The following is a 21,935-nucleotide window of genomic DNA, read 5'->3' as shown; positions in this document are numbered from 1 at the left end:
GTCCGGAAGCAGACTCGAGCTGCTCACTTTACGGGAGAACGGCATTGTTGTCGTCCGTCCCGCACGCCGATCAACAGGCTGGATCTGTCAAGAATGAGGCACGATGGACTCGATTTTGGCGATCAAAAAAAGGATTTGAATAAAATTGGTGCAATTATGGGTTTTAAACCATGGCAAGAATTGCTAGTATTACCCTACGGAATTTGAGTTGATCCGCGATATTTAGGGATCAGAACATTATATTCTGTGTTGTTTTTTGAGCGTTTCAGACAGGAGGGGGCTTGCCCCCTCCTTTTTTAATGCAGGCGCCGATCGCTTCAAAAAAGCTAGACCGTTTGCAACTTGTCCCGCGACAGCAGGTCAAGGGACGGCATCAGACCGAGCAGTTGGCGCGTGTAGTCATGCTGGGGCGCATCAAACAACGCGTCGCAATCCGACACCTCACAAAGTTCTCCGTGGCGCATGACACCGATTCGCTTGCACATCTGGCGTATGACGGCCAGGTCGTGACTGATAAAGAGCATGGTCAAACCAAGCTCTTCCTGCAGATCCTTCAAGAGGTTCAGGATCTGGGCCTGGATCGACACGTCCAGAGCCGAGGTCGGTTCGTCGCAGATCAGGAACCGGGGACGTGTCGCCAAAGCCCTGGCAATCGAGATCCTCTGCCGTTGTCCGCCCGAAAACTCATGCGGGAACTTCTGGCCAGCGGCCGCGCCGAGACCCACATGATCAAGAAGGTCGGCCACGATTTGATGGACCTCTGAATTGGACGACGCCAATTTGTGGAACTTGATCGGCTCGGCGATGATGTCACGGACACGCATGCGCGCGTTCAGCGACGAGAACGGATCCTGGAAGATCATCTGCATCTGGCGCCGCATGGCAAGCACCTGCTTGCGGTCTTTCAGAGACGTAAGCTCCTGCCCCGCAAAGAGAATGGATCCGCCGCTCGGGTGATAAAGCCCGGTAACAAGTCGTGCGATGGTCGATTTTCCGGATCCGGATTCGCCTACGAGGCCAAAGGTCTCGCCTTCGTGAATGTCGAAACTCACCTTCTTGACGGCATGGAAATAACGACGCCTGGAGGGGATGATTGACCCGTGGGTTTCAAACCGCATCTCAAGGTCTTTGATCGACAGAAGCGCACCGCTCGCCTTCTCATAATTGCGGGACTGTCCCAGCCAATGTGTCGAAATGTCGATGTGTTTGGTCGGAACTCCTGCCTTTTCTATGTAGTTCACGACCGGAAAGCGGTTGATGCGAACGTCAGGCCGCGGCACGGCTGAAATCAGACTCTGGGTATAGGGATGGTTCGGGGCACCCAACACTTGTGTTGTCTCGCCGTATTCCACCAGCTTGCCTTGATACATCACGGCAACATGGTCGGTGATGTCGGCAATCACGCCCATGTCGTGCGTGATCACAAGCATGGCGACATTCCGCTCCTCGCAGAGCTTCTTCATCAGCTCGAGGATTTGCGCCTGGATCGAAACATCGAGTGCGGTTGTCGGCTCGTCGGCGATCACCAGCTCGGGCTCCGCACACAGCGCGAGCGCAATCACGACGCGTTGGCGCATGCCGCCTGAAAACTGGTGTGGATACTGTTTGATCCGTTCGGCGGGGTCGGGGATGCCGACCGCATCAATCAGTTCAATCGCCCGCTTTCGCGCCTCATCCGCGTTGAAGGGCATATGGGTGCGGATCGTCTCGACCAGCTGGGATTCGACCGTTTGAAGCGGATCAAGCGAGGTGAGCGGATCCTGGAAAATCATCCCGATCCGACGGCCGCGCATCAGGCGCTTCTCCTTGTCGGGGAGATTGTCGATGCGCTGGCCGTGCAAAAAGATTTCACCCTCGGCAATCCGGCCTGGCTCCTGCAAAAGCCCGATCACCGCATTGCCAACGGTTGACTTGCCGGCGCCGGATTCCCCGACGACGCCAAGGACCTTGCCCGCTTCAAGCTTCAACGTGACGCCTTCCACGGCGACAAATGTCGACTTCCGGCCCGGGAACTCGACCTTGAGGTCATGAATATCGAGAACGCTCATGCTGACCTCCCTATCGCAGTTTCGGGTTCAGGGCGTCGCGCAGCCAATCGCCCAGAAGGTTGACGTTGAGAACCAGCATCGCCAGGGCGACCCCGGGGAAGATCGCGATCCACCACTCTCCGGAGTAAAGGAAGTCGTTGCCGATGGAGATCAGTGTGCCCAGCGAAGGCTGGGTGGGCGGCATGCCGACACCGAGGAACGACAGCGTTGCTTCAGTCACGATCGCCAGGGCCAGGTTGATCGTTGCGATGACGAGTACCGGCCCGGTAACGTTCGGCAGGATATGTCGGACCATGATGATCACAGACGGAATGCCGATCACGCGTGCGGCCTGAACATATTCCTTGTTCTTTTCCACCATTGTCGAACCTCGCACTGTGCGGGCGTATTGAACCCAGAAGGAGAGAGCGAGGGAAAAGATCAAAATCCAGAAAGAGAAGACTTCGCGGTCGATGCCGCCGAAGATACCGCGCGCGGCCCCGTCCACGAGAAGAGCGATCAGGATCGCCGGAAAGGTCAGCTGGATGTCGGCGATGCGCATGATAACGGCATCCACGCGTCCACCCATATAGCCTGCAACCAGACCAAGGCTGATACCGAGAACTGCCGCTGCGATCACCGAGCAAAAGCCCACGATTAGCGAGATCCGCATGCCGTAAAAGATGCCGGACAGCAGGTCGCGACCTTGGTCATCTGTTCCCAGAATGAAACGAGGATCCGCATATTCCATCCATACCGGCGGCACACGGGCGTCCATGATCGATAGAGAGGCCAGATCAAAGGGATCGTGAGGTGAAATCCAGGGAGCCAGAAGCGCCAGCAGGAACAGGATCGCAGTTCCGAGCGCAGCTGCGACCGTTACCTTCGACCGCAGGAAAGAGTGAAAGATGTCACTGTCCAGGAATGCAGACATGCTGCTGCGCCGAGGCTCTGTAGAGCCATCCGGAGTTCTGTCTGCGACCGCGGCCTTGACGTCTTCGTTGCCGAATAAAGGCATGATGTTTCTCCGCTCAGGCCCGTCCGATCCGCAGACGCGGGTCGATCACGAAATACAGGATGTCGACGATGAAGTTGATCGCGACGAAAAGGAAAGCGGTCAAAAGCAGGTAGGCTGCCATGATCGGGATGTCGACGTTCTGTACCGCCTGCAGGAACATCAGCCCCATGCCGGGCCATTGGAAAACCGTTTCCGTGATGGTCGCAAAGGCGATGATCGAGCCGAGTTGCAGGCCCGTGATGGTAATGACCGGGACCATGGTGTTCTTGAGCGCATGGCGGAAGTGCACGATCCGGTCAGGCAGGCCACGGGCTCTTGCGAACTTGATGTAGTCGGTCCGAATGACCTCCAGCATCTCTGCGCGGATCAGGCGCATGATCAGCGTCATCTGGTAGAGGCCAAGGGTGATCGATGGCAGAACCAGCGCTTTCAGGCCAGAGATCGTGAGGAAGCCGGTGGTCCACCAGGAACCAACCTCGACCACTTCACCACGGCCGAAGCTGGGCAGCCACTGCAAGGTCACCGAAAACAGGAAAATCAGCAGAATGCCGATGAAGAATGTCGGTAGGGAAATGCCGACCAGTGAAACCGACAGGAACAGTTTCGAAAGGGCGGATTCGCGGTTCAGGCCCGCGTAAATACCCATCGGAATGCCGACAACCAAGGCGAAGAGGGCGGACATGAAACTGAGCTCAAGCGTCGCCGGGATTCGCTTGGCGAACAGATCCGAGACAGGCTGCCGGAACTGGTAGGAGGTTCCGAAGTCGAACCGCGCAGCGTCGGTCACGAACCGGAAAAACTGGACGGGGATCGGGTCATTAAGCCCAAGTCGCTCGCGCAGGGCTTCACGTTCCTCGATGGATGTCTCAATGCCGACCATCTGGTTGACGGGATCGCCGACAAAACGAAACAACGTGAATGCGAGCAGGGCGACGACCAACATGACAATCATCGCCTGCAGCAGGCGACGTATTGCAAAACCAAACATGGCGGCTCTTTCCAGGGATATGCCATGCCCCCAGCCTGCGCCGGGGGCATGGTGATCGATTTAGTTCTTGGTGACGAACCGGAAGTGGAACTGGTTGTCAGCACGCTGGGCGAGCTCCACGCCTTCAGCAACACCCCATGCCAGACCCTGCTGATGAAGCGGGATGTGAGCTACGTCATTGTTTGACAGGGTGTAGGCTTCGGCGATCAGGGCATCACGCTTGTCCGGATCGTTCTCGACAAGGATCTTGTCTGCGAGAGCGTCGACTTCGGCGCTGCAATAGCCGCCGAGGTTGAAGGCACCGCCCTTGCCAGTTTCGTCGCGGCACTGGATCAGGTTGTCCAGAATGTTCCAGCTGTCGAAGGAACCGGGGGTCCAGCCGAGCAGGTAGAACGAGGTGTCATAACCGGCGGAAGCCAGAACCTTGGCGAAATATTTAGCCTTTGGCTGGGCGTTCAGATCAACCTTGACGCCGATGCGGGCCAGCATGGAAGCAACAGCCTGACAGATGGCTTCGTCGTTGACGTAGCGATCATTCGGGCAGTCCATGCCAACAGAGAAACCGTCGCCATAACCGGCTTCGGCAAGAAGCGCCTTGGCTGCATCCGGGTCATAGGGAAGACGCTCGAAATCACCAGATTTGGAGAAGAGGAACGGCGAAATCATGATTGCGGACGGCGTGGACAGGTCGCGCATGATCTTGCGCTTGATGCCCTCGATGTCGATCGCCTGATAGAACGCCTTGCGGACACGAACGTCCTTGAACGGGTTCTTGCCCTTCACATCGGAATAGAGCAGCTCATCGCGCATCTGGTCCATGCCGAGGAAGATGGTGCGCAGTTCCGGGCCGGTCATTGCCTTGGTGCCGGCATTGTCGTTGACGCGCTTAACGTCCTGAACCGGGATCGGGTAGACCATGTCCAGTTCGCCGGACAGCAGGGCCGCGACGCGGGTTGCGTCGGAGCTGATCGGGGTGAATTCTACGCCATCCAGGTTGTGCTTGGCTTCGTCCCACCAGCCGTCATACTTTTCGTAGACGGTCTTCACGCCCGGCTCGTGGCTGACCAGCTTGAAGGGGCCGGTGCCATTGGCGTTCAGGGCAGCGTGGTTAGGAGTGGTGTCGGATGCGGACGTGATGGCCACGGCGTTGTTCGCCTCGGTCCATTCCTTGTCCATGATGTACCAGGTGTCCCACTCGTAGTGCAGGATCGGGTTCGGGCCAGGCAGAACGAAGTCGACCGTGTGATCGTCGACGATCTCGACCTTCACTTCGGCGCCAACGCGCTTGGCAAGGTCGGAGCCTTCGCCATGCAGGCGCTCGACGGAGAACGCGACATCTTCAGCCGTGAAATCGTTGCCGTTGTGGAACTTGACGCCCTTGCGCAGATGGAAGCGCCAGCGGTTCGGCTCGACCACTTCCCAGCTCTCGGCCAGGGACGGCTCGATTTCCAGATTTTCGTTACGGCGGGTCAGGCCCTCGTATACGTTGCCGAGCGCCGACAGGGTGAAGGTCTCGTTCAAGCTATACGGGTCAAGCTGGTTCAATGCGCCCTGGAAGGCGAATTTCAGCGTTTCGGCCTGTGCGGCGGAAGTGGAAAGGCCGGCAGCCAAAATGGCCGAAGCGAGCCCCAGATTGAATTTTTTCATGTTCCCCTCGTGGTGTTCCGGTTTCCGGATTTGCAAGCCTCGCAGCCGAGGCTCGAACGTGAATGCAGATATTGCGATCTGCGAAAAATTTCAGCATGCATCATGGCGCGACATTTTTTGGCAGTCCAGCCCTATCTTGAAGAAATTTCAAGACAATTTCGTTCGCAAGCGTTCGAGAAAAGCCTGACACTTCTCAAGTTCCACAACTTCGATGAACTCATCGGGCTGGTGCGCCTGATCGATGGATCCCGGACCACAAACCACGCTGGAGAGCCCTCGTTCCTGAAACTGTCCGCCTTCCGTCCCGTAGACCACCACGTGACTCGCATTGTCGCCAGTCAGCTGACGCACAAGCTCCTCGGCCGGACCGTTCTCCTCGGGTTTCAGGCCTGGAACATCGGCTGTCTTCGTCACCTCGATATCACATGCTTCGGAGATCGCTTTCATGTCCGGGAGCACGTCCTCTTCGATGAAGCTGCGGTACCGCGCGACCCATTCGTCGCCGTTCTCTGTAGGCAAAAGGCGGATGTCCGTCACGAACTCGCATTCTGCGGCGGTGATGTTGTGGGCACTGCCGCCTTTGATCATGCCGCAATGGAGCGTTGTGTAAGGTGGATCGAAGGGACAGTCGGGATCAGCCCGCTCCCTGTTCTCTGCGGTGCGGGCATCCATCCATGAAATCAGCCGGGCTGCCACCGAGATTGCCGAGACGCCGCGGTCCAGCTGGCTGGAGTGCACAGGATGACCGAGTACGCGGGTCTGCAGCACCTTGATACCCTTGTGACCCGTGACGACCTGCATATTGGTCGGCTCGCCAACGATGACACACCGGGGTTTTAACCCCGCCTCAAGCATGCGGTCGATCATCGGGGGCGCACCAAGACAGCCGACTTCCTCGTCGTACGAAAGAGCTATGTGAATAGGGGCCTTGAGGTCTGATGCCAGCATATTCGGCACATCGGCGAGCGCGCTCGCGGCAAAGCCCTTCATGTCGGCCGAGCCCCGTCCATAGAGCCGGCCATTGTCTGCGCGCAAAACAAAGGGGTCTGACGTCCAGTCCTGCCCGGCAACCGGAACGACATCCGTATGGGCTGACAGCACCACACCGCCGTTCACTTCCGGACCTATGGTCGCAAAAAGGGCCGCCTTTTGACCGGTCTCGTCATAGACACGGGTTGAGCCAATGCCATGTTCGGCAAGGTAGGCCTCAACAAAGTCGATCAGGTCAAGATTGCTGCGATCGGAAACTGTCGGAAAGCTGACGAGTTTCGCCAGCATTTCGGTGGGAGAATAGCGGGTTGCCAAAGGCACCTCCGGTTTGGAGAGTGTGTATGTGGTCGAAACATCGGGTCCGACGCGCGAATGAGACGCTTTGAGGCCCTCTTTTTCAAGGCCCTTTAAAGACTGGCATTTTGTTTTTGTGAGAGGTCACCCGGTATCTGGGTTTGCCTTTCAAAAGGCGTAAAGTCTGAAAAGCAGACCACTTCAAGAGCTGCCTGGCGGCCGCGCACAACGACCGATCGGCGAGAGCCGTCGGCGCCTGGGCTGACGGCAGCAACCTCCAGCAACTCGCGTGAAATCGCAGCCATGGCGTCTTCTTCCTTGGCAACGCCTTCAAGTCGGGCCGCTACATTGACAACGTCTCCAAGGGCGGTCAGTCCGGATGCAACCCCGTTTTTGCCGTCAAGTCCGATGCGGCCAAGAATGGCAGTTCCACCATGAAGGCCCACGGCGACCCGCAAGGGAGTGTTGAGATGACCGGACAGGTCGTCATTCACGCGTCTGAGTTCCTCGGAAAGATCGGCAAGCGTTGCGAGCGCCGAGTGAACCCCGGCTTCGAAAGAGGTTTCGACGCCATACAGGGCCATGATGCCGTCGCCCATGATCTTGTCGACCATTCCGCCGTTATTCTTGATGATGCGGACAACGCCGTCCACGTAGCGATTGAGAATAAACACCACGTCAAACGGCAGCTTACCCTCGCTCAGTGACGTAAAACCGCGCAAATCGATGAACATGATCGCGATCTTTTGCTCGACACCCCAGCGGTAGCGATCCAGAAGGCCTTCCCCGCTGATGGCTCGTCCGACAGAGAATAGGGGACGGACAGTCATGTCCGATGTCGGGCGTATTTGGCAGGCGAGCCGGATGTTGCTGCTGGCCCCGATGCGTTTAAGCACCTGCGCCTCTGTGTTGCCCGGTTCCTTGATTGTCGCCTGCCCTGACAAGATAAGCGTGCGGCAGGTCGAGCAGCGTGCCCGTCCGCCGCAAATCGACATGTGGGGAATGCCTTTCATCCGGCTGATCTCCAGAAGCGTCGGGCCTGGGGCCGTTTTGATCGTGCGCTTGTCCAGATAGCGAATGGAAATGCGATGACGCAGGGCATCTGCGACCTTGCGAAGGATGAAAAACAGAAGGATTCCCGCTGCGATCGCGTAGAAGACGCCTCTTGCTGCTTCTGTGATCGCAAGAAGCTCGGCCTTCTGGGATGCGGTTACGTTGACCTTGACCTGGCCTTCAAGGACGAGCCGACGTGCGGCTGAAATCCAGCCTGTGAGGGCGAGCAGCGGGGTCATCACCGCAAGGAGCAACAGCGGAGCCCTGACAGCAGCATACCAGCTTTTCATTCTTAGCCAGTAGTGCAGCCCGATGCAGCCGTGAAGCCAGACGATGATAAGAAGACTGCTTTGCAAGAAGGCGTGGTTTGGCCAGAGAACAGAAAGCTCGTGCTGGTAATCGATATAAGAATTAAAGGCGACTTCTGCCCCGCGCGTCGAGACAATGTGCTGGATCAGAACGTAAGGAATCAAAAGGCCGAGAGCGATTTGAACGGCTTCCCAGACCGGCATCTTGAAGGTTCTGCGTTTCGCAATTTTCCACAGTGCCAGCGAGACGTGAGTGAACATGGCGCCATAGAGAACCCAGCTGCCAATCCTTGAGTGCCAGATGGAATAGCGCAGATCCTGCCCCCAGCTCATGGCCGCCAGCGAAATATTGCCAAGCGCATGATTGAGAAAATGCAGCGACACGAAAACGAAGAGAACCAGCCCGGCGTAAAGGCGGAGCTGTTGTTCGATCGGACCTGCACCAGGCGGGTGTCGTTTCATCTTCGCCGTCATTTATCTGGAGATGTCTTTCCGGTCTGGGTCAAAATCTGGCGCACGCCTTGCTTTGAAAAGGTGTTGCGCAGATTCTGACCGCCTTGCGCCCGGATGCAAGCCCCTCCAAGGAGAAATCTTGATGGACTATTTGCCTGCATTGATTGCAGAGCTCGGCGGCATTGAAATTGCCGATGATCCGGCAACCTTGCGGCTGAAAAGCCGGGACTTTTTCTGGTTCTCCCCACTACTGAAGCGCCAACTCGAGGAATGTCGAGGGGACGTGGTCGTAAGGCCGCGAAACATCGAAGAGGTGATGAAAATCGCGGCGGTTGTCGCAAAAACACGCAGCAAGATCACAGTGCGTGGCGGCGGCACGGGTAACTATGGTCAGGCGGTGCCGCTCGAGGGTGGAGTCATCCTCGATATGGGCTCGCTGGATGGTGTAATCTCGGCTGCTCCTGGCGTGGGTACGTTTGAGGCAGGTGCGACCATGCTGGAGATCGACAAGGCGCTCGCCCCGAGGGGGTGGGAGCTGCGGTTTTATCCCTCGACCCGTAAGCAGGCGACCATTGGCGGGTTTGTTGCCGGGGGTGCTGCAGGAGCGGGCTCTTGCACCTGGGGTCAGCTCGCTGATCCTGGCGCTGTCCTGGCCGTTGATGTCGTAACTATTGAAGAAGAGCCCCGTGTCATGACCCTGGAGGGCTCAGATGTGCGCAAGGTGCTCCACGCCTACGGCGTCAACGGGATTATCGTCTCTGTTACGGTTCCCCTGGCTCCCGCGCACCCATGGGCGGAGAGAATCGTGGCTTTCCCGACGTTTGAAGAGGCTGCAGCTTTCGGACAGGCTTTTACAGAAGCTGATGGCATTGCAAAAAAGCTTGTGTCGGTTTTCGATCCGCGGATACCGCCCAAGCTGGGGCGCGTCGGCAAACTTGTGCCCGAGGGAAAAGCTGCGGCGATCGTGATGGTCAGTGAGCCTCAGGCGGGGGCCATGACCGAATTCGCCCGGCTTCACAATGGAGACGTGGTTTTCGAACGGGGCGCAAAGGAGGCGGAGAGCGCGGCCTTTGAGGGTCACGGAACCTACGGACCCCTTTATGAATACACTTGGAACCACACCACGCTGCATGCCTTGAAGCGTGATCCGGCGATAACCTATCTGCAGGTCAAGTTTCCGCCTGAAAACAATCTGGAGATCGTGAACCGGGTGGCGTCAGAATTTGGCGATGAAGTTCAGTTTCATCTTGAATTTCAAAGGCGTTTCGGCCGCGTGACCTGCTCTGCACTTCCGCTTGTTACCTATTCGACTGACGAGCGGCTATATGAGGTCATTGAGCGGATCGAAGCCCTCGGGGCTCAGGTTTCCAATCCCCATACCTATGTTCTGGATAACGCGGGCTGGAAGAGGGTCGACGCGCCGCAGCCCGAGTTCAAACGGATTGCCGATCCTCACGCGCTCATGAATCCGGGCAAGCTTCTCCCTTAGGCGCGTAGTTTGGCGGGCTGGTTTTCCCCGTCCTTTCGATCAGCGCCCTTGAAAGCTGTTGGCAGAGCGGCAAAGGTCCGGCTCAAAGATATCTAGAATATGGAGAGCGCTGTGAAGCTCTATGGCATCCGAAACTGCGACACCGTCAAGAAAGCCCGGAAATTCCTGGAGGAAGCCGGTGTGGAATACAGCTTTCACGACTACAAGAAGGAAGGTGTGGACGCGGATAAATTGGCGGCGTTCGTGTCAGAGTTTGGCTGGGATACGGTCCTGAATAAAAAAGGCACCACCTGGCGCAAGCTCGATGACGAAGTGAAGGAGAGTGTGACCGACGCGCAAAGCGCGATGGCGGTGATGATCGACAATCCATCAACCATCAAGCGGCCGATCGTTGAAGCTCAGAGCAAGAATTTTATCGGGTTCGATCCCGTCGCCTGGGAAATGTCCCTCGAACTTGGTGAGTTGAAATAGACCAGCCTACCAGGTGCGTCTGGGTCCCGTGTCGATGTGATAGTGGCCCGAGGAATAGTGTTTGTATCCTCCTACCTCGGGCTGTGCCTTCAAAAAGGCGATAACCGAAGACGGACTGCCGCGAACGGAAAAGTCCACGGCGCGACAGTTCAGGTGGTAGGAATCTTTCGCTCCGCCCTTCCACCAGTTTTCCAGCCACCAACGCTTTGTCGAGTGAACCTGTACCGAGCCGTAGCGCTTTGCTACCCGGTTGAGGACTTTCTTCAACTTGCGCGGAACGCACCAGGCGGTGTCGTTGTAGGAAACCGCGCTGTGGGACCCGGTCATCCAGCCGAAACCAGTCACGCCCGCAACGCTTCCGCATCCCGCAAGGACGAGTGAAACGGCGCTGATGATGAGGATGGATCTGATACGCGAAACCATGACGCAGACCACGTTTGAGCTGGGGATTTAAGCGTCCATTTTCCGGCCTGAAAGTTAAAATTGTCATGAAAAACGTGGTTAAGGCTCAGGCAAATCCGAGATGCAAATGCCGAGATTTGTTAAGAAAATCGACTAAGTCGCACAACGATCTTGTCGCAGCGCGCAATTGCCTATGGCGGGGTATCTGACGATACGCTAGGCATTTATGTTGAAAATCTGCCTCGTACCGCGCGGCAGGATGATGATTTCTGCCAGGAACAATCCCGATGTCTCACGTATTTCCACGTCACACGAAGGCCAGTCACCCCGTCGCCGTGGCCGGCGATGGCTGCTATGTGATCGACAGCGCCGGCAAGAGGTATTTTGACGGGTCAGGTGGCGCGGCTGTCTCTTGCCTTGGCCATAGCGATCCGGATGTGACGGCGGCGATCAAGGCACAGGTCGAGAAGATTGCCTTTGCACACACCGGGTTTTTCACTTCCGAGCCTGCCGAGGAACTTGCAGATCTTCTGATTGAACATGCGCCGGACGGGCTTGAGCGTGTTTATTTTGTATCGGGCGGGTCCGAAGCGATGGAAGCTGCGCTCAAGCTGGCCCGTCAGTATTTTCTCGAGATCGGCGAGCCTGGTCGGCACCGGGTGATTGCACGTCGCCAGAGCTACCACGGCAACACCCTGGGAGCCCTGGCGACCGGTGGCAACGCCTGGCGGCGTGAACCCTTCGCGCCCATGATGATCGAAACCTCTCATATCTCGCCCTGCTACGAGTACCGAGGACGCGAAGATGGTGAGAGCGCCTTTGACTACGGGCAGAGGGTTGCAAACGAACTGGAAGCAGAGATCCAGCGTCTGGGGCCTGAGAATGTCATGGCGTTTGTCGCCGAGCCCGTGGTCGGCGCGACGGCGGGCGCAGTGCCTCCCGTTGATGGCTATTTCAAGCGGATCCGAGAAATTTGCGACGCCAACGGCATCCTGCTGATTCTCGATGAGGTCATGTGCGGCATGGGGCGCACCGGAACCCTTTTTGCCTGTGAGCAGGATGGTGTAACTGCTGACATTCTGGCGATTGCCAAGGGTCTTGGCGCTGGTTATCAGCCAATCGGCGCGATGCTTTGTTCCGGCAAGATCTATGAGGCGATCGAAAACGGCTCGGGCTTTTTCCAGCATGGCCATACCTACATCGGCCATCCAACGGCCTGTGCGGCGTCGCTTGCCGTGCTCAGGAAGTTGACTGGAGGATTGGTCGATCAGGTCAATCCGCTGGGAAACATGCTGGATGGAGCTTTGCGGGATGCATTCGGCCAGCACCCGCATATTGGCGACATTCGCGGCCGCGGCCTGTTTCGTGGCATGGAAATTGTCGAAGATCGTGATACCAAGGCGCCGTTCGATCCGAAGCGGGGCGTCAACAAGGCACTGAAAAAGGCTGCATTTGAAGCCGGTTTGGCCTGCTATCCAATGGGAGGCACGATCGATGGTGTTCGAGGAGACCATATTCTTCTGGCTCCTCCCTTCATCATGACTGAGGCACAGATCGGCGAAGTGGTCGATAAATTGGCTGTTGCCTTCAAGAAGGAGCTTTAAGTTTCATGAATTCCCTGCCCAAGATCATGGTGGCGCCCAACGGTGCGCGCCGGACCAAGGCCGATCATCCGGCCCTTCCCGTGACGATTGGCGAGACCGTCGCGGCCGCTGTTGCCTGTTATGAGGCCGGGGCCGAGGGCTTGCATGCCCACGTACGCGACGAAGCAGGCGCCCATGTTCTGGATGCGGGCCTTTATCGTGAGCTCCTGACTGAGATGCGCGAACAGGCGCCAAAGATGGCAGTCCAGATCACCACGGAAGCCGTTGGGCGCTACAGCCCCGCCGAGCAACGCAAGCTGGTCCATGATGTCGTGCCTGAGTTTGTTTCAATCGCGGTGCGGGAAATGATCCCGGATGACCCTTCAAGCGAAGTTCGTGACTTCTATTCCTGGACTCGTGAAGCTGGCATTGCGGTCCAACACATTCTCTACAGCGTGGAAGATCTTGGCCGTTTCTATAAAATGGTCGAGCTGGGGGTCTTTGAAGGCCACGAGCATCAGCTGCTTTTTGTACTCGGACGATACGCAGAACAGCAGGAAAGTGCGCCTTCTGATCTCGATGCGTTTCTGGCAACCAAGGCAAACGCGTCGATTGAGCTTGAACTTGATTGGGGTGTTTGCGCCTTCGGGCACCGTGAAACCGATTGTCTGGCATATGCGATATCCAATGGGGGCAAGGCGCGTATCGGCTTTGAGAACGGGCTTTGGAACAGAAACGGCGAGCTTGCCGCAGACAATGCCGACCGGGTTCGTGAACTCGTTGCCGCGGTGAGCAGCTGACCTCAGGCAGCCTGTTCAGCAGCTTTGTCTTTTTCCAACTCCGCGAGAACCCAATCCCGGAACAGGCGAACCTTACGCTTGTTCCGGACAGTTGGCGCGTAACAGAGTGACCACTTTTCGTCTGGCACTTCGGCCAGAATGCCGAACGGTTGAATAAGAAGGCCCTGTGCCAACGCCTCCCTGCAAAAATAAGGCGTGAGGATCGCAACTCCCTGCCCGGCAATGGCACGGTTTGCTTCAAGGGCTTGAGAGCCCATCCGCGAAAACGGTAGATGGTCCAGCTTGACCTCCGGAATGCCAGCTGCCTTGAACCAGATGCCCCACCAGGGGTCGCGCGCATCTATGATTGGTAATTTCAGAATGTCGGCGGGCTCTTTGACGCCGCCGATCGTGTCAGCGAGCGCTGGGCTCAGCATGGGAGTGAATTGCGCTCGGACAATGGCGTGGTTGGTCCAGTCCGGTGGCGGCGGATAGCAGGCCGAGACGACTACGTCGGCGGTGTCGAATTCGGGACTTGCAGCGGGACCGTAGGGAATGATCCGGACATTGAGGTTCGGGTGTTGTGCCTCGAAGGCGTGGATCCGGTGCGCGAGCCAATTGACGGCAAAGGTGGTGTTGCTGGAGACAATCAGCGTGTTGGCGGTTTCCTCGCGAATTTCGTCGAACGACTGTCGGATTTCCTCAAACGCCCATGTGATGCGGCCTGCCAGGCGCTTGCCCTTCTCAGTAAGTTCGATCTGCCTCGGCTTTCTCACAAACAACGCAAAGCCGAGTTTTTCTTCCAGCAACTTGATCTGGTAGCTCACCGCCGCCTGGGTCATGCCTAGTTCATCTGCGGCACGGGTAAAACTCACATGCCGGCTGACAGCATCAAAGGCACGTATAGCAGCGAGTGGGGGCAGAGGGTGGGTCATATGCATAAGGTCTCCTTATGCAGAATAGCGTAAAACCGGTTGGTGCAAAAGCCTGTTCCTTGACATCCTGAAATCATCAATACATTGGAGAAATTAGTTAAATGACCGCCAACCGATCGGCTCGGCGGGGCGCTACCGTTTTGCCTTTGCGCCTCTTGTCCAAAATTTGGGGTCTTTTGCGGAAGTTCCTCGGTGGTCGCAATTCACCGGGGCGCATCAACTTGATCGACCCTCAGTCCCCGACCCACGCGCTCGCAGATATTGGCTTGGATCGAGCTGGTTCGGATGGGACTGATCTGGATGACAAGTGGCGGCGTGAGCTGCAGGTGATGCTGGCGTGCAAGGCGGCGAATGAACAGCGCCGTAAGGCCAGATACTAAAGCAGCATCGCCCAGGCTGTCGCTGCGAGCATCCCGAAAGCCATGGTGATGGTTGTCACTCGAAGGAGCGGGCCATCTCCCAGAATCGCGAGGATTGAGACTCCAACGAGAGCCCAGATGGAATGGGCTATTGTGCCGCCGATGAGAAAACCGCCGGTCAGAAGTACGGCGTTCTGCTCAAGTGCCAAGCCATTGCCGGCGAAAAACGTTGTGAATGCAACGAGGCTCATGGCCCATGTCTTGGGGCTGAGAGGGTGGATCAGGACTCCTTCCCAAAAGCTTGGCAGACGGACATCTCCCTTCGGTTTGATGCTCAAGGAGACGATGCGCCAGGCGAGATAGACCATATAGGTCATGCTCAACACCTTGAAGACGGTCACCAGCGGCCCGCCCTCGGTCATCACTTGCCCCAGACCGAAGGCGACGCAGAGGTTCAGCACCAGTGATCCCAGCTGCGAGGCGACAATCACGGGAAAAGCGGTTCGGTAGCCTGATGTTGCTCCGATTGCCATGAAGGTCAGATTGCCCGGACCGGGCGTTCCGGTCATGACCGCTACGAAGAGGGCGAAGGCGGCAAGGGTCGAGAGATCCATAATTTCGCTACAATAGATACAATTAAGTCGCTAAAAAGCTATTGCTTGATCGATGTCTTGGGTCAATGTATTTATTGTAGTCATGACAATATGGTGCCCTGACCTCAGCATGGCCTCCGGGCCGATCTATCTGGCCGTTGCAGACGCCATCGAAGCAGACATTCGCTCCGGCGCACTTGCGGTTGGTGAGCGTCTGCCGCCGCAAAGGGAGCTGGCCTACCAGCTGGGCGTTACCCTCGGCACAGTGACGCGGGCATATCGTGAAGCGGAACGCCGGAGGCTTTTGCGCGGCGAAACAGGGCGGGGAACCTACGTTGCACCCGAAGAAATGGATGTTTCGCCGCTGATCCCGCGCGAGGACAGGAGCTCGGATCTCGATCTGGCTCGGAATTTTGCTTATCCGCATCTTAATCCGGACCTGAGCAAGGGGCTTGCACGGCTCGCCAGGACCCCTGGCATCGACAGGTTGAACGGCTTTGTGCCATCCGAAGGTCTTGCCAGTCACCGGGAAACGGGAGCGTTACTGTTCGATCTGTTTCATCTCAAGGCGGACCCCTCCAACATCGCTCTGACTTGCGGCGCCCAACATGGGATTCAGGTCCTGCTGCAGGCGCTCTTTCGTCCCGGTGATGCTGTGGCCGTCGACGAGTTTACCTATCCCTCGATCCTGAATTCCGCTCCGCATCTCGGCCTTAAGCTTGTGCCAATTCCATTGATGCAGGCGGTAAGTGGAGAGTTTATCGGCATGGATCCTTCGGCTTTGGCTGAAGCTGCAAGGACCCAGGACGTCAAAGGCGTCTTTCTGATGCCGAACATGCACAATCCGACGACCCACACGATGACGCTGGAAGAGCGGGAGGCGATTGTCGTAGTTGCACGCGAGTTCGGGCTGAAAATTATTGAGGATGATCCCTACACGCCGTTCGTCGAAACAAGCCTTCCAGCCTTCGGTGTGCTGGCGCCAGAACTCACGGCCTCAATTGCCAGCATTTCCAAGCTCATTTCACCAGGAAGCCGCATTGGTTTCGTTCATGTGCCGCGTGAATATGGCAACTCGGTTCGGAACCTGATCGGCGAAAGCACCTGGATGGCATCGCCCATCACCGGAGAATTGATCTCGGGCTGGGTGCGCGATGGAACTCTCAAACGTACGCTCGCCGAAAAGCGCAAGGCCAATGCAATACGTTACGAATTGGCGTCCACGGTTCTTGGAACGTCTTGTTTGCAAGGTGCAACTGACAAGGTGTTCGCCTGGTTGCGCCTCCCTGATGGCGTTGATCCTGGTAGGGTTGAGGCTAGTCTGGCTCATCAGGGCGTCGCGGCGCTTTCGTCAAGATACTTCCAGGTCTCTGATCGGGGTGTGAAGCCATATATGCGCGTGACTTTCGGTTCAATCGTTGGCGATATCGAATTTCGCAGGGCCCTGGAGCTTCTTGACTGGGCCCGTACATCCGAGCCTGGAGAGCGGTTCAGGGCGTTGCCGGTTGGTTAGTCACCGCAGCCTCTCTTTGACATTGTCTTGGTCTGCGTCAATAAGCAGGAAAACTGTTGAGCAACTGTCTGTCTACGGCTGATCAGCCGGATGGAACCGGATGGAAAATGGCGTTCTGGACCCGAAAAAGCAAAGATACCAAGTCGAAGGAAGAGGCTATTGCCGCGGACTTCGACGCCTCGGGCAAGCCATATGCGGTGCTGCAAAATGTTTCGCTGGAGCTTGAGGGACGCACGGTGCTGCAGGACATTTCCTTGTCGCTGCAAGAAGCGCGTGTCGGGATCGTCGGACTGAATGGATCTGGCAAAAGCAGTCTTGTGCGTCTTTTGAACGGCTTGCGTCTTCCGACCGGCGGTGAAGTGCGCATGTTCGGCGTTTCGACGGAAGCCATGCGCGCGGAGTTGCCGCGTTATGTTGGCTTTGTGTTTCAGAACCCGGATCATCAGGCTATTTTCCCGACAGTTGAGGAAGAGATTGCCTTCGGCCTGACACAGCTGGGTTTTGCCAGGGCCGAGGCGCGTGATCAGGCCCTGGCGTTTTTGGTCCGGCATCACTGCGGACATTTGGCGGAAAAACCGTTCGCCGATCTGTCCGAGGGGCAGAAGCAGCTCATTTGTCTGTTGGCGGTTCTTGTGATGAAGCCGAAACTCCTGATTCTGGATGAGCCCATGTCATCGCTGGATGGATTGGCGACCAGGAGGATCGAGCGGAAACTGGCCGAACTGGACCAGAAAATCGTCATGATCAGCCACGATCTGGGCTTGTTGCGGAATTTTGATCGTGTGCTTTGGGTGGGTGACGGCAAGATATACATGGACGGTGCACCCGGTGACGTCCTTCCGGCCTACGAAGCGGATCTGGAGCAGCGTGCCGCGCGCGACCCTGAGGGGCTTCAGCCTTGATCTCCCTCTATCTTCCGGGTCAAAGCTGGCTCCATCGCTGCTCGGTCCGTTTGAAGCTGTTCTCTCTTGCTGTCGCGAGCCTGCTGATTTTTCCGATCTCCGATCCACGCCTTCTGGGCGTTGTGTTGATCGTCGTCGTGGCGCTCTATGGCAGTCTGGGCCCGCAGGGTCTGCGCCAGTTGAAGGCCCTGAAGCCGCTCGCTTCGCTGGTTGCCATTATCTTTCTTCTCCATGTGGTCGCCGGCAGTTGGCTCGAGGGCGTTACAGCTGTCCTACGGCTTGTCGCTATGGTCCTGCTTGCAAACCTTGTTTCGATCACGACACGCATGGACGACATGATGGAAGCGGTGATGACGCTGTTCGCCCCCCTGAAGGTGTTCGGAATGTCGCCGCGAAAACCGGCACTTGCGGTCACATTGGTTCTGCGGTTTGCGCCCGTGTTGCTGTCGGTATATTCCTCCCTGCGCGAAGCCTATCAGGCACGCTGCGGCAAGCGAACGAGCTGGCGACTGATGGCGCCGTTCCTCCTGCAGTCGCTGGCGATGTCGGAAAATGTCGCCGAGGCACTGAGCGCCCGTGGTGGAGCAGATGGCCTGCGCCAAGACAAAGCCTGACCCTTATTGGGTTTACAGGCAGACAATACTGCGCCTCAGGGCGTCTTGATGAGGAAGACATGATGAACGACCGTTCCCTGGTCCAGATTGCATTTTACGCCGCGTTGATCGCGGCGCTGGGGCTCCTGCCCAAGGTTGCAATTCCCGTTATGGGCGGTGTGCCGATCACCGCACAAACGCTCGGTGTCATGCTTGCCGGTGTCATGCTTGGCCCGGTTCGCGGCGCATTGGCTGTGTTGCTTTTTCTGTTTCTCGTTGCTGTGGGCGCGCCGCTTTTGGCCGGCGGCCGTGGCGGCCTTGGTGTTTTCGCCTCGCCATCGGTCGGCTTTCTCATCGGATGGCCGATTGGAGCGTTTGTCGCCGGTCTGATCATGCAGACCACCGGTACGTTGCGGGTTTTGCCTGCGGCGGCCATCGCCGCATCCGTTGGCGGCATCGGCATTGTCTATCTGATTGGTATTCCGGGCGTCGCCTTTATGGCTGATTTGCCTTTGGTGTCCGCGGCGATCGGCAGTGCAGCCTATATTCCAGGTGATCTGATCAAGGTCGCCATCACGGCTGTGGTCGCGGAAACGGTTGCTCGTGGACTTCCACGCGCACTGCTTTCGCGCGCCTGACGGCGGTAAGGTGCACCGGGATGGCTTTTGTTGGCGAGACACTTGAAACCCTCGCCAAGTCTGATCCCCAGGTTCCCGCGATAAGTTGCGCAGGCCGCCTTTGGACGAGAGCGCAGTTTTTCTCCGAGGTTCTTGTTCTTGCAGAGGCCCTTCAGGCCCGCGTTCCGAAAGGAGCGCGGGTCGCTTTGTGCCTGGACGACCCTGTCCTTCTGCTGATTGCTTTTTTCGCGGTTGCAAGATCAGGCGCAATCGCAATGATTTATGACCCGGAGTGGCCTCAGGAGCGCCGTGCATGGATTGATCAATCGGTGCAGCCTGCCCTTACTCTGGAGAAGGACAGCTTCGACGATGTTTTGACCGCATTGATGGACGAGGGGCTCCTTTCACAGGGGCCGCGACGCCAGCCGGATGCGCAAGATCCGTTCTATGTGGGCTTTACCTCCGGCTCCACAGGTGTGCCAAAGGGCTATTGCCGGTCGCACCAGTCGTGGCTGGAGAGCTTCAACGTCAGTGCGTGTGAATTTGCCATCGCGGCGGGCGATCAGGTCATCATTCCAGGTAATATGGTGCATTCGCTGCATCTCTATGGCGCGGTGCAGGGGCTTTGCTCCGGGGCGCATGTTGATGTGGCGGAGCGCTTCAACCCTCGTCTGGTGGCGGCAAATTTGCGTCAATCCGTGTCGGCGGTCTTCTATGCGACGCCGACCCAGATCCATTATGTCGCCCAGGAACTGCGACGGTCTGGCCCTGCCCTGAACCTCCGTCTCGTTCTTGCGAGTGGGGCCAAGTGGCGTGACGCTGACCGCATCGCGATGGCAGCCGTCTTTCCGGCGGCTCGGTTGGTCGAGTTTTATGGGGCATCTGAAATGAGCTTCCTGACCCTTGCAACACCGGAAGACAACGTTCCCTCCGGTTCCGTTGGCCGCGCAGCCAACGGCGTGTCGCTCGACATCCGGAGCAGTGCGGGCGAAACGCTGGCGCCGGGTCAGACTGGCTTGATTTGGGCGCGGAGCGACATGCTGTTCGATGGCTATATTTGCGGCGGCGGATCTGAAATTGCCTGGGAGGACGGCTGGCTGACGGTCGGAGATCTTGGGTTCATCGACGCAAACGGCTTCCTGTTCCTGAGCGGCCGGGAAAAGCGCATGATTGTGACCTCTGGCGTAAATATCTACCCGGAAGAAGTCGAACACACGCTTCTCTCCCATGAAGGTGTGGCGCTCGCAGCGGTCGTAGCGCGACCTGACCCTATTCGCGGCAGCGAGCTCGTTGCGGTCGTAAGTCTTGAAACGGGTGCTGTCGTCTCGGAGGCTGATCTTCGCCGCCATTGTGCCGAACGTTTGGGACGGTCCAGAACGCCACGCGCTTTCCTGTTTCGCTCTGAATTTCCGCTGACACCTGGCGGCAAGATTGATCTGATGAGGCTCGAGGCCGAGCTTCAGAACTCCGAGCAAGCCCAATGACCGCACATCCGCTGATCCTGGCCGCACGTAGAACGGCGGTGGCACCGCGCGGCGGTGCTTTCCGAGCCCTGCAAGCCGACGAACTGGCTGCGCCGGTGATCGAGGCACTGCTGTTGGACTCTGGTGTCGAGCGGGCATCGGTCGATCATGTCATTTTCGGCAACGCGCTCTATGGCGGGGGAAATCCGGCCCGATTGGCAGCTTTGCGTGCCGGCCTTCCAGATTGTGTTCCGGCTTTGACGCTTGACACCCAGTGTTGCTCCGGCCTCGATGCGATCTTGATGGCATCCCATTTGGTCCGCTCGGGTGCCGCCCGTTGCGTGATTGCCGGTGGCATGGAGAGTTATTCACGTGCGCCGATCCGGATGCATCGACCAGCGACAAGCAAAGAAGAGCCGGTGGCCTATGACCGCCCGTCCTTCGCGCCTTTCCCCGAGCGCGACCCGGATCTGACCGTGGCGGCTGCAGATTTGGCCGCGGAGTTGCAGATCTCGCGGCGGGCCCAGGCCGATTACGCGGTTCAATCGCATGCAAAGGCACTGGCCACCAGGAAGCAGGCTCCCGGCCTTGCCGAACTTGTCATCCTGCCAGTCGCTCCTCTTGAGCAGGACGCCTTTGCGAGATCGCTCACACAGGCAACGGCTTTGAGGGCCCCGATCCTTGCAGGTGATAGAGGGACGGGTGTCTCAGTCGCGACAGTCGCGGTCGAGGCGGACGCAGCTGCCGCCGTTCTCGTGGTGGCAGAAGGTTTCGCACAGGAGCTGAGTTCCTCCACCAGCCTTCCTGCTCCGCCGGTCATCTTGGACGGTGTCTCTCGCGGCGGCCCGCCTGAGGATACGGCACGCGTGCCGATTGACGCCATGCGAACCCTGCTCGCGGCTCACGACAAGAAACCTGAGGATTTTGCGTGTCTTGAGTTGATGGAGGCCTATGCGGTTCAGGCCATGGCTACGGCGGCGGCGATGGGTTGGCCCGAAGACAGCATCAACCGTTCAGGAGGGGCTCTTGGCCGTGGACATCCAATCGGCGCGTCGGGTGCCATACTGGCGGTCCGTCTCGTTCAGGAGCTTCAGCACGAGGTCGACGGTGCTCAGGGACTTTGCAGCATCGCGGCCGCCGGCGGGCTCGGCACGGCATTGGCGTTCATGCGCTAGAGGGCTTCGATGAATTCCTTTGCCAGCGCATGGACCTGAGGCCGGGAAAGGCACTCAAGCGCCGAAGGAGAATGTCCCTGAAATTTACCATGTCATTGAATTACGTAGAGTTTTGCTGCCTTTCCCTGTCCCCTTTTTGTCGTTGTCCACAATTGATGTTTTGAATTTTTATTTAGTTTGTTTTTTTTGGATTTAGGCGTTGACGGTTATGGGGAGTGGACCTATAACCACGTTCATCGACGGCGGCAACGTCGCTGGCGGACGGACACTGCGTCCAAAATTA

20 protein-coding genes are annotated in these 21,935 nt (G+C 57.7%); 11 read left to right on the top strand and 9 right to left on the bottom strand.

Annotated elements, in window-relative coordinates; translation table 11 throughout:
* Positions 1-326 precede the first annotated feature (326 nt).
* From ABJZ52_RS12980 to ABJZ52_RS12955, 6 genes are all read right to left on the bottom strand, one after another.
* The gene (locus tag ABJZ52_RS12980) at positions 327-2,048 is read right to left on the bottom strand and encodes an ABC transporter ATP-binding protein (RefSeq protein ID WP_348190147.1); all 1,722 of its coding nucleotides are present in this window, start codon (positions 2,046-2,048) and stop codon (positions 327-329) included.
* 10 nt (positions 2,049-2,058) lie between these two features.
* Positions 2,059-2,961 carry an ABC transporter permease gene (locus ABJZ52_RS12975; RefSeq protein WP_348190256.1) on the bottom strand — a complete coding sequence of 301 codons (903 nt, stop codon included), beginning with the start codon at positions 2,959-2,961 and terminating at the stop codon, positions 2,059-2,061.
* Between the two features lie 97 nt (positions 2,962-3,058).
* Complete coding sequence (locus ABJZ52_RS12970) at positions 3,059-4,033, bottom strand: ABC transporter permease (protein ID WP_348190145.1); 975 nt, start codon at positions 4,031-4,033, stop codon at positions 3,059-3,061.
* A gap of 60 nt (positions 4,034-4,093) precedes the next feature.
* Positions 4,094-5,680, bottom strand: a complete 1,587-nt coding sequence (locus ABJZ52_RS12965) for an ABC transporter substrate-binding protein (protein WP_348190143.1) — start codon at positions 5,678-5,680, stop codon at positions 4,094-4,096.
* A 147-nt stretch (positions 5,681-5,827) separates the two neighbouring features.
* Positions 5,828-6,985 carry an acetylornithine deacetylase gene (argE, locus tag ABJZ52_RS12960; RefSeq protein WP_348190141.1) on the bottom strand — a complete coding sequence of 386 codons (1,158 nt, stop codon included), beginning with the start codon at positions 6,983-6,985 and terminating at the stop codon, positions 5,828-5,830.
* A 92-nt stretch (positions 6,986-7,077) separates the two neighbouring features.
* Entirely contained in the window at positions 7,078-8,787 is a 1,710-nt protein-coding gene (locus ABJZ52_RS12955; RefSeq protein WP_348190139.1) for an adenylate/guanylate cyclase domain-containing protein, read from the bottom strand.
* Between the two features lie 133 nt (positions 8,788-8,920).
* On the opposite strand from ABJZ52_RS12955, the gene ABJZ52_RS12950 reads away from it, so the two are divergent.
* Entirely contained in the window at positions 8,921-10,267 is a 1,347-nt protein-coding gene (locus ABJZ52_RS12950; protein ID WP_348190137.1) for an FAD-binding oxidoreductase, read from the top strand.
* Positions 10,268-10,366: 99 nt separating this feature from the next.
* Positions 10,367-10,738, top strand: coding sequence for an ArsC family reductase (locus ABJZ52_RS12945; RefSeq protein ID WP_348190135.1), 372 nt, complete (start codon positions 10,367-10,369; stop codon positions 10,736-10,738).
* A gap of 6 nt (positions 10,739-10,744) precedes the next feature.
* On the opposite strand, the gene ABJZ52_RS12940 is transcribed toward ABJZ52_RS12945, so the two are convergent.
* Positions 10,745-11,161: a D-Ala-D-Ala carboxypeptidase family metallohydrolase gene (locus ABJZ52_RS12940; RefSeq protein ID WP_348190133.1), complete on the bottom strand. Its 417-nt coding sequence runs from the start codon at positions 11,159-11,161 to the stop codon at positions 10,745-10,747.
* A gap of 266 nt (positions 11,162-11,427) precedes the next feature.
* On the opposite strand from ABJZ52_RS12940, the gene ABJZ52_RS12935 reads away from it, so the two are divergent.
* Positions 11,428-12,744: an aspartate aminotransferase family protein gene (locus ABJZ52_RS12935; RefSeq protein WP_348190131.1), complete on the top strand. Its 1,317-nt coding sequence runs from the start codon at positions 11,428-11,430 to the stop codon at positions 12,742-12,744.
* 5 nt (positions 12,745-12,749) lie between these two features.
* Positions 12,750-13,523 carry a 3-keto-5-aminohexanoate cleavage protein gene (locus ABJZ52_RS12930; protein WP_348190129.1) on the top strand — a complete coding sequence of 258 codons (774 nt, stop codon included), beginning with the start codon at positions 12,750-12,752 and terminating at the stop codon, positions 13,521-13,523.
* Between the two features lie 2 nt (positions 13,524-13,525).
* On the opposite strand, the gene ABJZ52_RS12925 is transcribed toward ABJZ52_RS12930, so the two are convergent.
* Positions 13,526-14,437, bottom strand: a complete 912-nt coding sequence (locus ABJZ52_RS12925; protein WP_348190127.1) for a LysR family transcriptional regulator — start codon at positions 14,435-14,437, stop codon at positions 13,526-13,528.
* Between the two features lie 101 nt (positions 14,438-14,538).
* On the opposite strand from ABJZ52_RS12925, the gene ABJZ52_RS12920 reads away from it, so the two are divergent.
* The gene (locus ABJZ52_RS12920; protein WP_348190125.1) at positions 14,539-14,817 is read left to right on the top strand and encodes a hypothetical protein; all 279 of its coding nucleotides are present in this window, start codon (positions 14,539-14,541) and stop codon (positions 14,815-14,817) included.
* Here ABJZ52_RS12920 and ABJZ52_RS12915 read toward each other — a convergent pair.
* On the bottom strand, positions 14,814-15,410 hold the full coding sequence (locus ABJZ52_RS12915; RefSeq protein WP_348190123.1) for a LysE family transporter: 597 nt from the start codon (positions 15,408-15,410) through the stop codon (positions 14,814-14,816). The two genes, ABJZ52_RS12920 and ABJZ52_RS12915, sit on opposite strands and share 4 nt — an antisense overlap.
* Positions 15,411-15,519: 109 nt before the next feature.
* Here ABJZ52_RS12915 and ABJZ52_RS12910 point away from each other — a divergent pair, with 109 nt between their 5' ends.
* The 6 genes from ABJZ52_RS12910 (at position 15,520) to ABJZ52_RS12885 (ending at position 21,652) form a co-directional block, all read left to right on the top strand.
* On the top strand, positions 15,520-16,902 hold the full coding sequence (locus ABJZ52_RS12910; protein ID WP_348190121.1) for a PLP-dependent aminotransferase family protein: 1,383 nt from the start codon (positions 15,520-15,522) through the stop codon (positions 16,900-16,902).
* Positions 16,903-16,958: 56 nt separating this feature from the next.
* Entirely contained in the window at positions 16,959-17,804 is an 846-nt protein-coding gene (locus tag ABJZ52_RS12905; RefSeq protein WP_348190119.1) for an ABC transporter ATP-binding protein, read from the top strand.
* Positions 17,801-18,418, top strand: a complete 618-nt coding sequence (locus ABJZ52_RS12900) for an energy-coupling factor transporter transmembrane protein EcfT (protein WP_348190117.1) — start codon at positions 17,801-17,803, stop codon at positions 18,416-18,418. Before ABJZ52_RS12905 ends, ABJZ52_RS12900 begins: the two co-directional genes overlap by 4 nt.
* Before the next feature lie 62 nt (positions 18,419-18,480).
* On the top strand, positions 18,481-19,035 hold the full coding sequence (locus ABJZ52_RS12895; protein ID WP_348190115.1) for a biotin transporter BioY: 555 nt from the start codon (positions 18,481-18,483) through the stop codon (positions 19,033-19,035).
* A gap of 20 nt (positions 19,036-19,055) precedes the next feature.
* Positions 19,056-20,498 carry an AMP-binding protein gene (locus tag ABJZ52_RS12890; RefSeq protein WP_348190113.1) on the top strand — a complete coding sequence of 481 codons (1,443 nt, stop codon included), beginning with the start codon at positions 19,056-19,058 and terminating at the stop codon, positions 20,496-20,498.
* Entirely contained in the window at positions 20,495-21,652 is a 1,158-nt protein-coding gene (locus ABJZ52_RS12885; RefSeq protein ID WP_348190111.1) for an acetyl-CoA C-acyltransferase, read from the top strand. The genes ABJZ52_RS12890 and ABJZ52_RS12885 overlap by 4 nt, the downstream gene beginning before the upstream one ends.
* Positions 21,653-21,935: the final 283 nt, after the last annotated feature.

It is taken from the genome of Roseibium sp. (genome assembly GCF_039982295.1).
GTDB lineage: Bacteria > Pseudomonadota > Alphaproteobacteria > Rhizobiales > Stappiaceae > Roseibium.
Note: the sequence above shows the minus strand (reverse complement) of the source record. Positions and strands in the feature narration are given on the sequence as shown.

Coding starts and splice junctions, on each gene's coding strand:
- ABJZ52_RS12975 (WP_348190256.1), bottom strand. CDS start 2,961: ATGTCTGCATTCCTGGACAGTGACATCTTTCACTCTTTCCTGCGGTCG.
- ABJZ52_RS12920 (WP_348190125.1), top strand. CDS start 14,539: ATGACCGCCAACCGATCGGCTCGGCGGGGCGCTACCGTTTTGCCTTTG.
- ABJZ52_RS12915 (WP_348190123.1), bottom strand. CDS start 15,410: ATGGATCTCTCGACCCTTGCCGCCTTCGCCCTCTTCGTAGCGGTCATG.
- ABJZ52_RS12945 (WP_348190135.1), top strand. CDS start 10,367: ATGGAGAGCGCTGTGAAGCTCTATGGCATCCGAAACTGCGACACCGTC.
- ABJZ52_RS12890 (WP_348190113.1), top strand. CDS start 19,056: ATGGCTTTTGTTGGCGAGACACTTGAAACCCTCGCCAAGTCTGATCCC.
- ABJZ52_RS12910 (WP_348190121.1), top strand. CDS start 15,520: ATGGCCTCCGGGCCGATCTATCTGGCCGTTGCAGACGCCATCGAAGCA.
- ABJZ52_RS12885 (WP_348190111.1), top strand. CDS start 20,495: ATGACCGCACATCCGCTGATCCTGGCCGCACGTAGAACGGCGGTGGCA.
- ABJZ52_RS12965 (WP_348190143.1), bottom strand. CDS start 5,680: ATGAAAAAATTCAATCTGGGGCTCGCTTCGGCCATTTTGGCTGCCGGC.
- ABJZ52_RS12925 (WP_348190127.1), bottom strand. CDS start 14,437: ATGACCCACCCTCTGCCCCCACTCGCTGCTATACGTGCCTTTGATGCT.
- ABJZ52_RS12980 (WP_348190147.1), bottom strand. CDS start 2,048: ATGAGCGTTCTCGATATTCATGACCTCAAGGTCGAGTTCCCGGGCCGG.
- ABJZ52_RS12930 (WP_348190129.1), top strand. CDS start 12,750: ATGAATTCCCTGCCCAAGATCATGGTGGCGCCCAACGGTGCGCGCCGG.
- ABJZ52_RS12950 (WP_348190137.1), top strand. CDS start 8,921: ATGGACTATTTGCCTGCATTGATTGCAGAGCTCGGCGGCATTGAAATT.
- ABJZ52_RS12955 (WP_348190139.1), bottom strand. CDS start 8,787: ATGAAACGACACCCGCCTGGTGCAGGTCCGATCGAACAACAGCTCCGC.
- ABJZ52_RS12895 (WP_348190115.1), top strand. CDS start 18,481: ATGAACGACCGTTCCCTGGTCCAGATTGCATTTTACGCCGCGTTGATC.
- ABJZ52_RS12940 (WP_348190133.1), bottom strand. CDS start 11,161: ATGGTTTCGCGTATCAGATCCATCCTCATCATCAGCGCCGTTTCACTC.
- ABJZ52_RS12970 (WP_348190145.1), bottom strand. CDS start 4,033: ATGTTTGGTTTTGCAATACGTCGCCTGCTGCAGGCGATGATTGTCATG.
- ABJZ52_RS12935 (WP_348190131.1), top strand. CDS start 11,428: ATGTCTCACGTATTTCCACGTCACACGAAGGCCAGTCACCCCGTCGCC.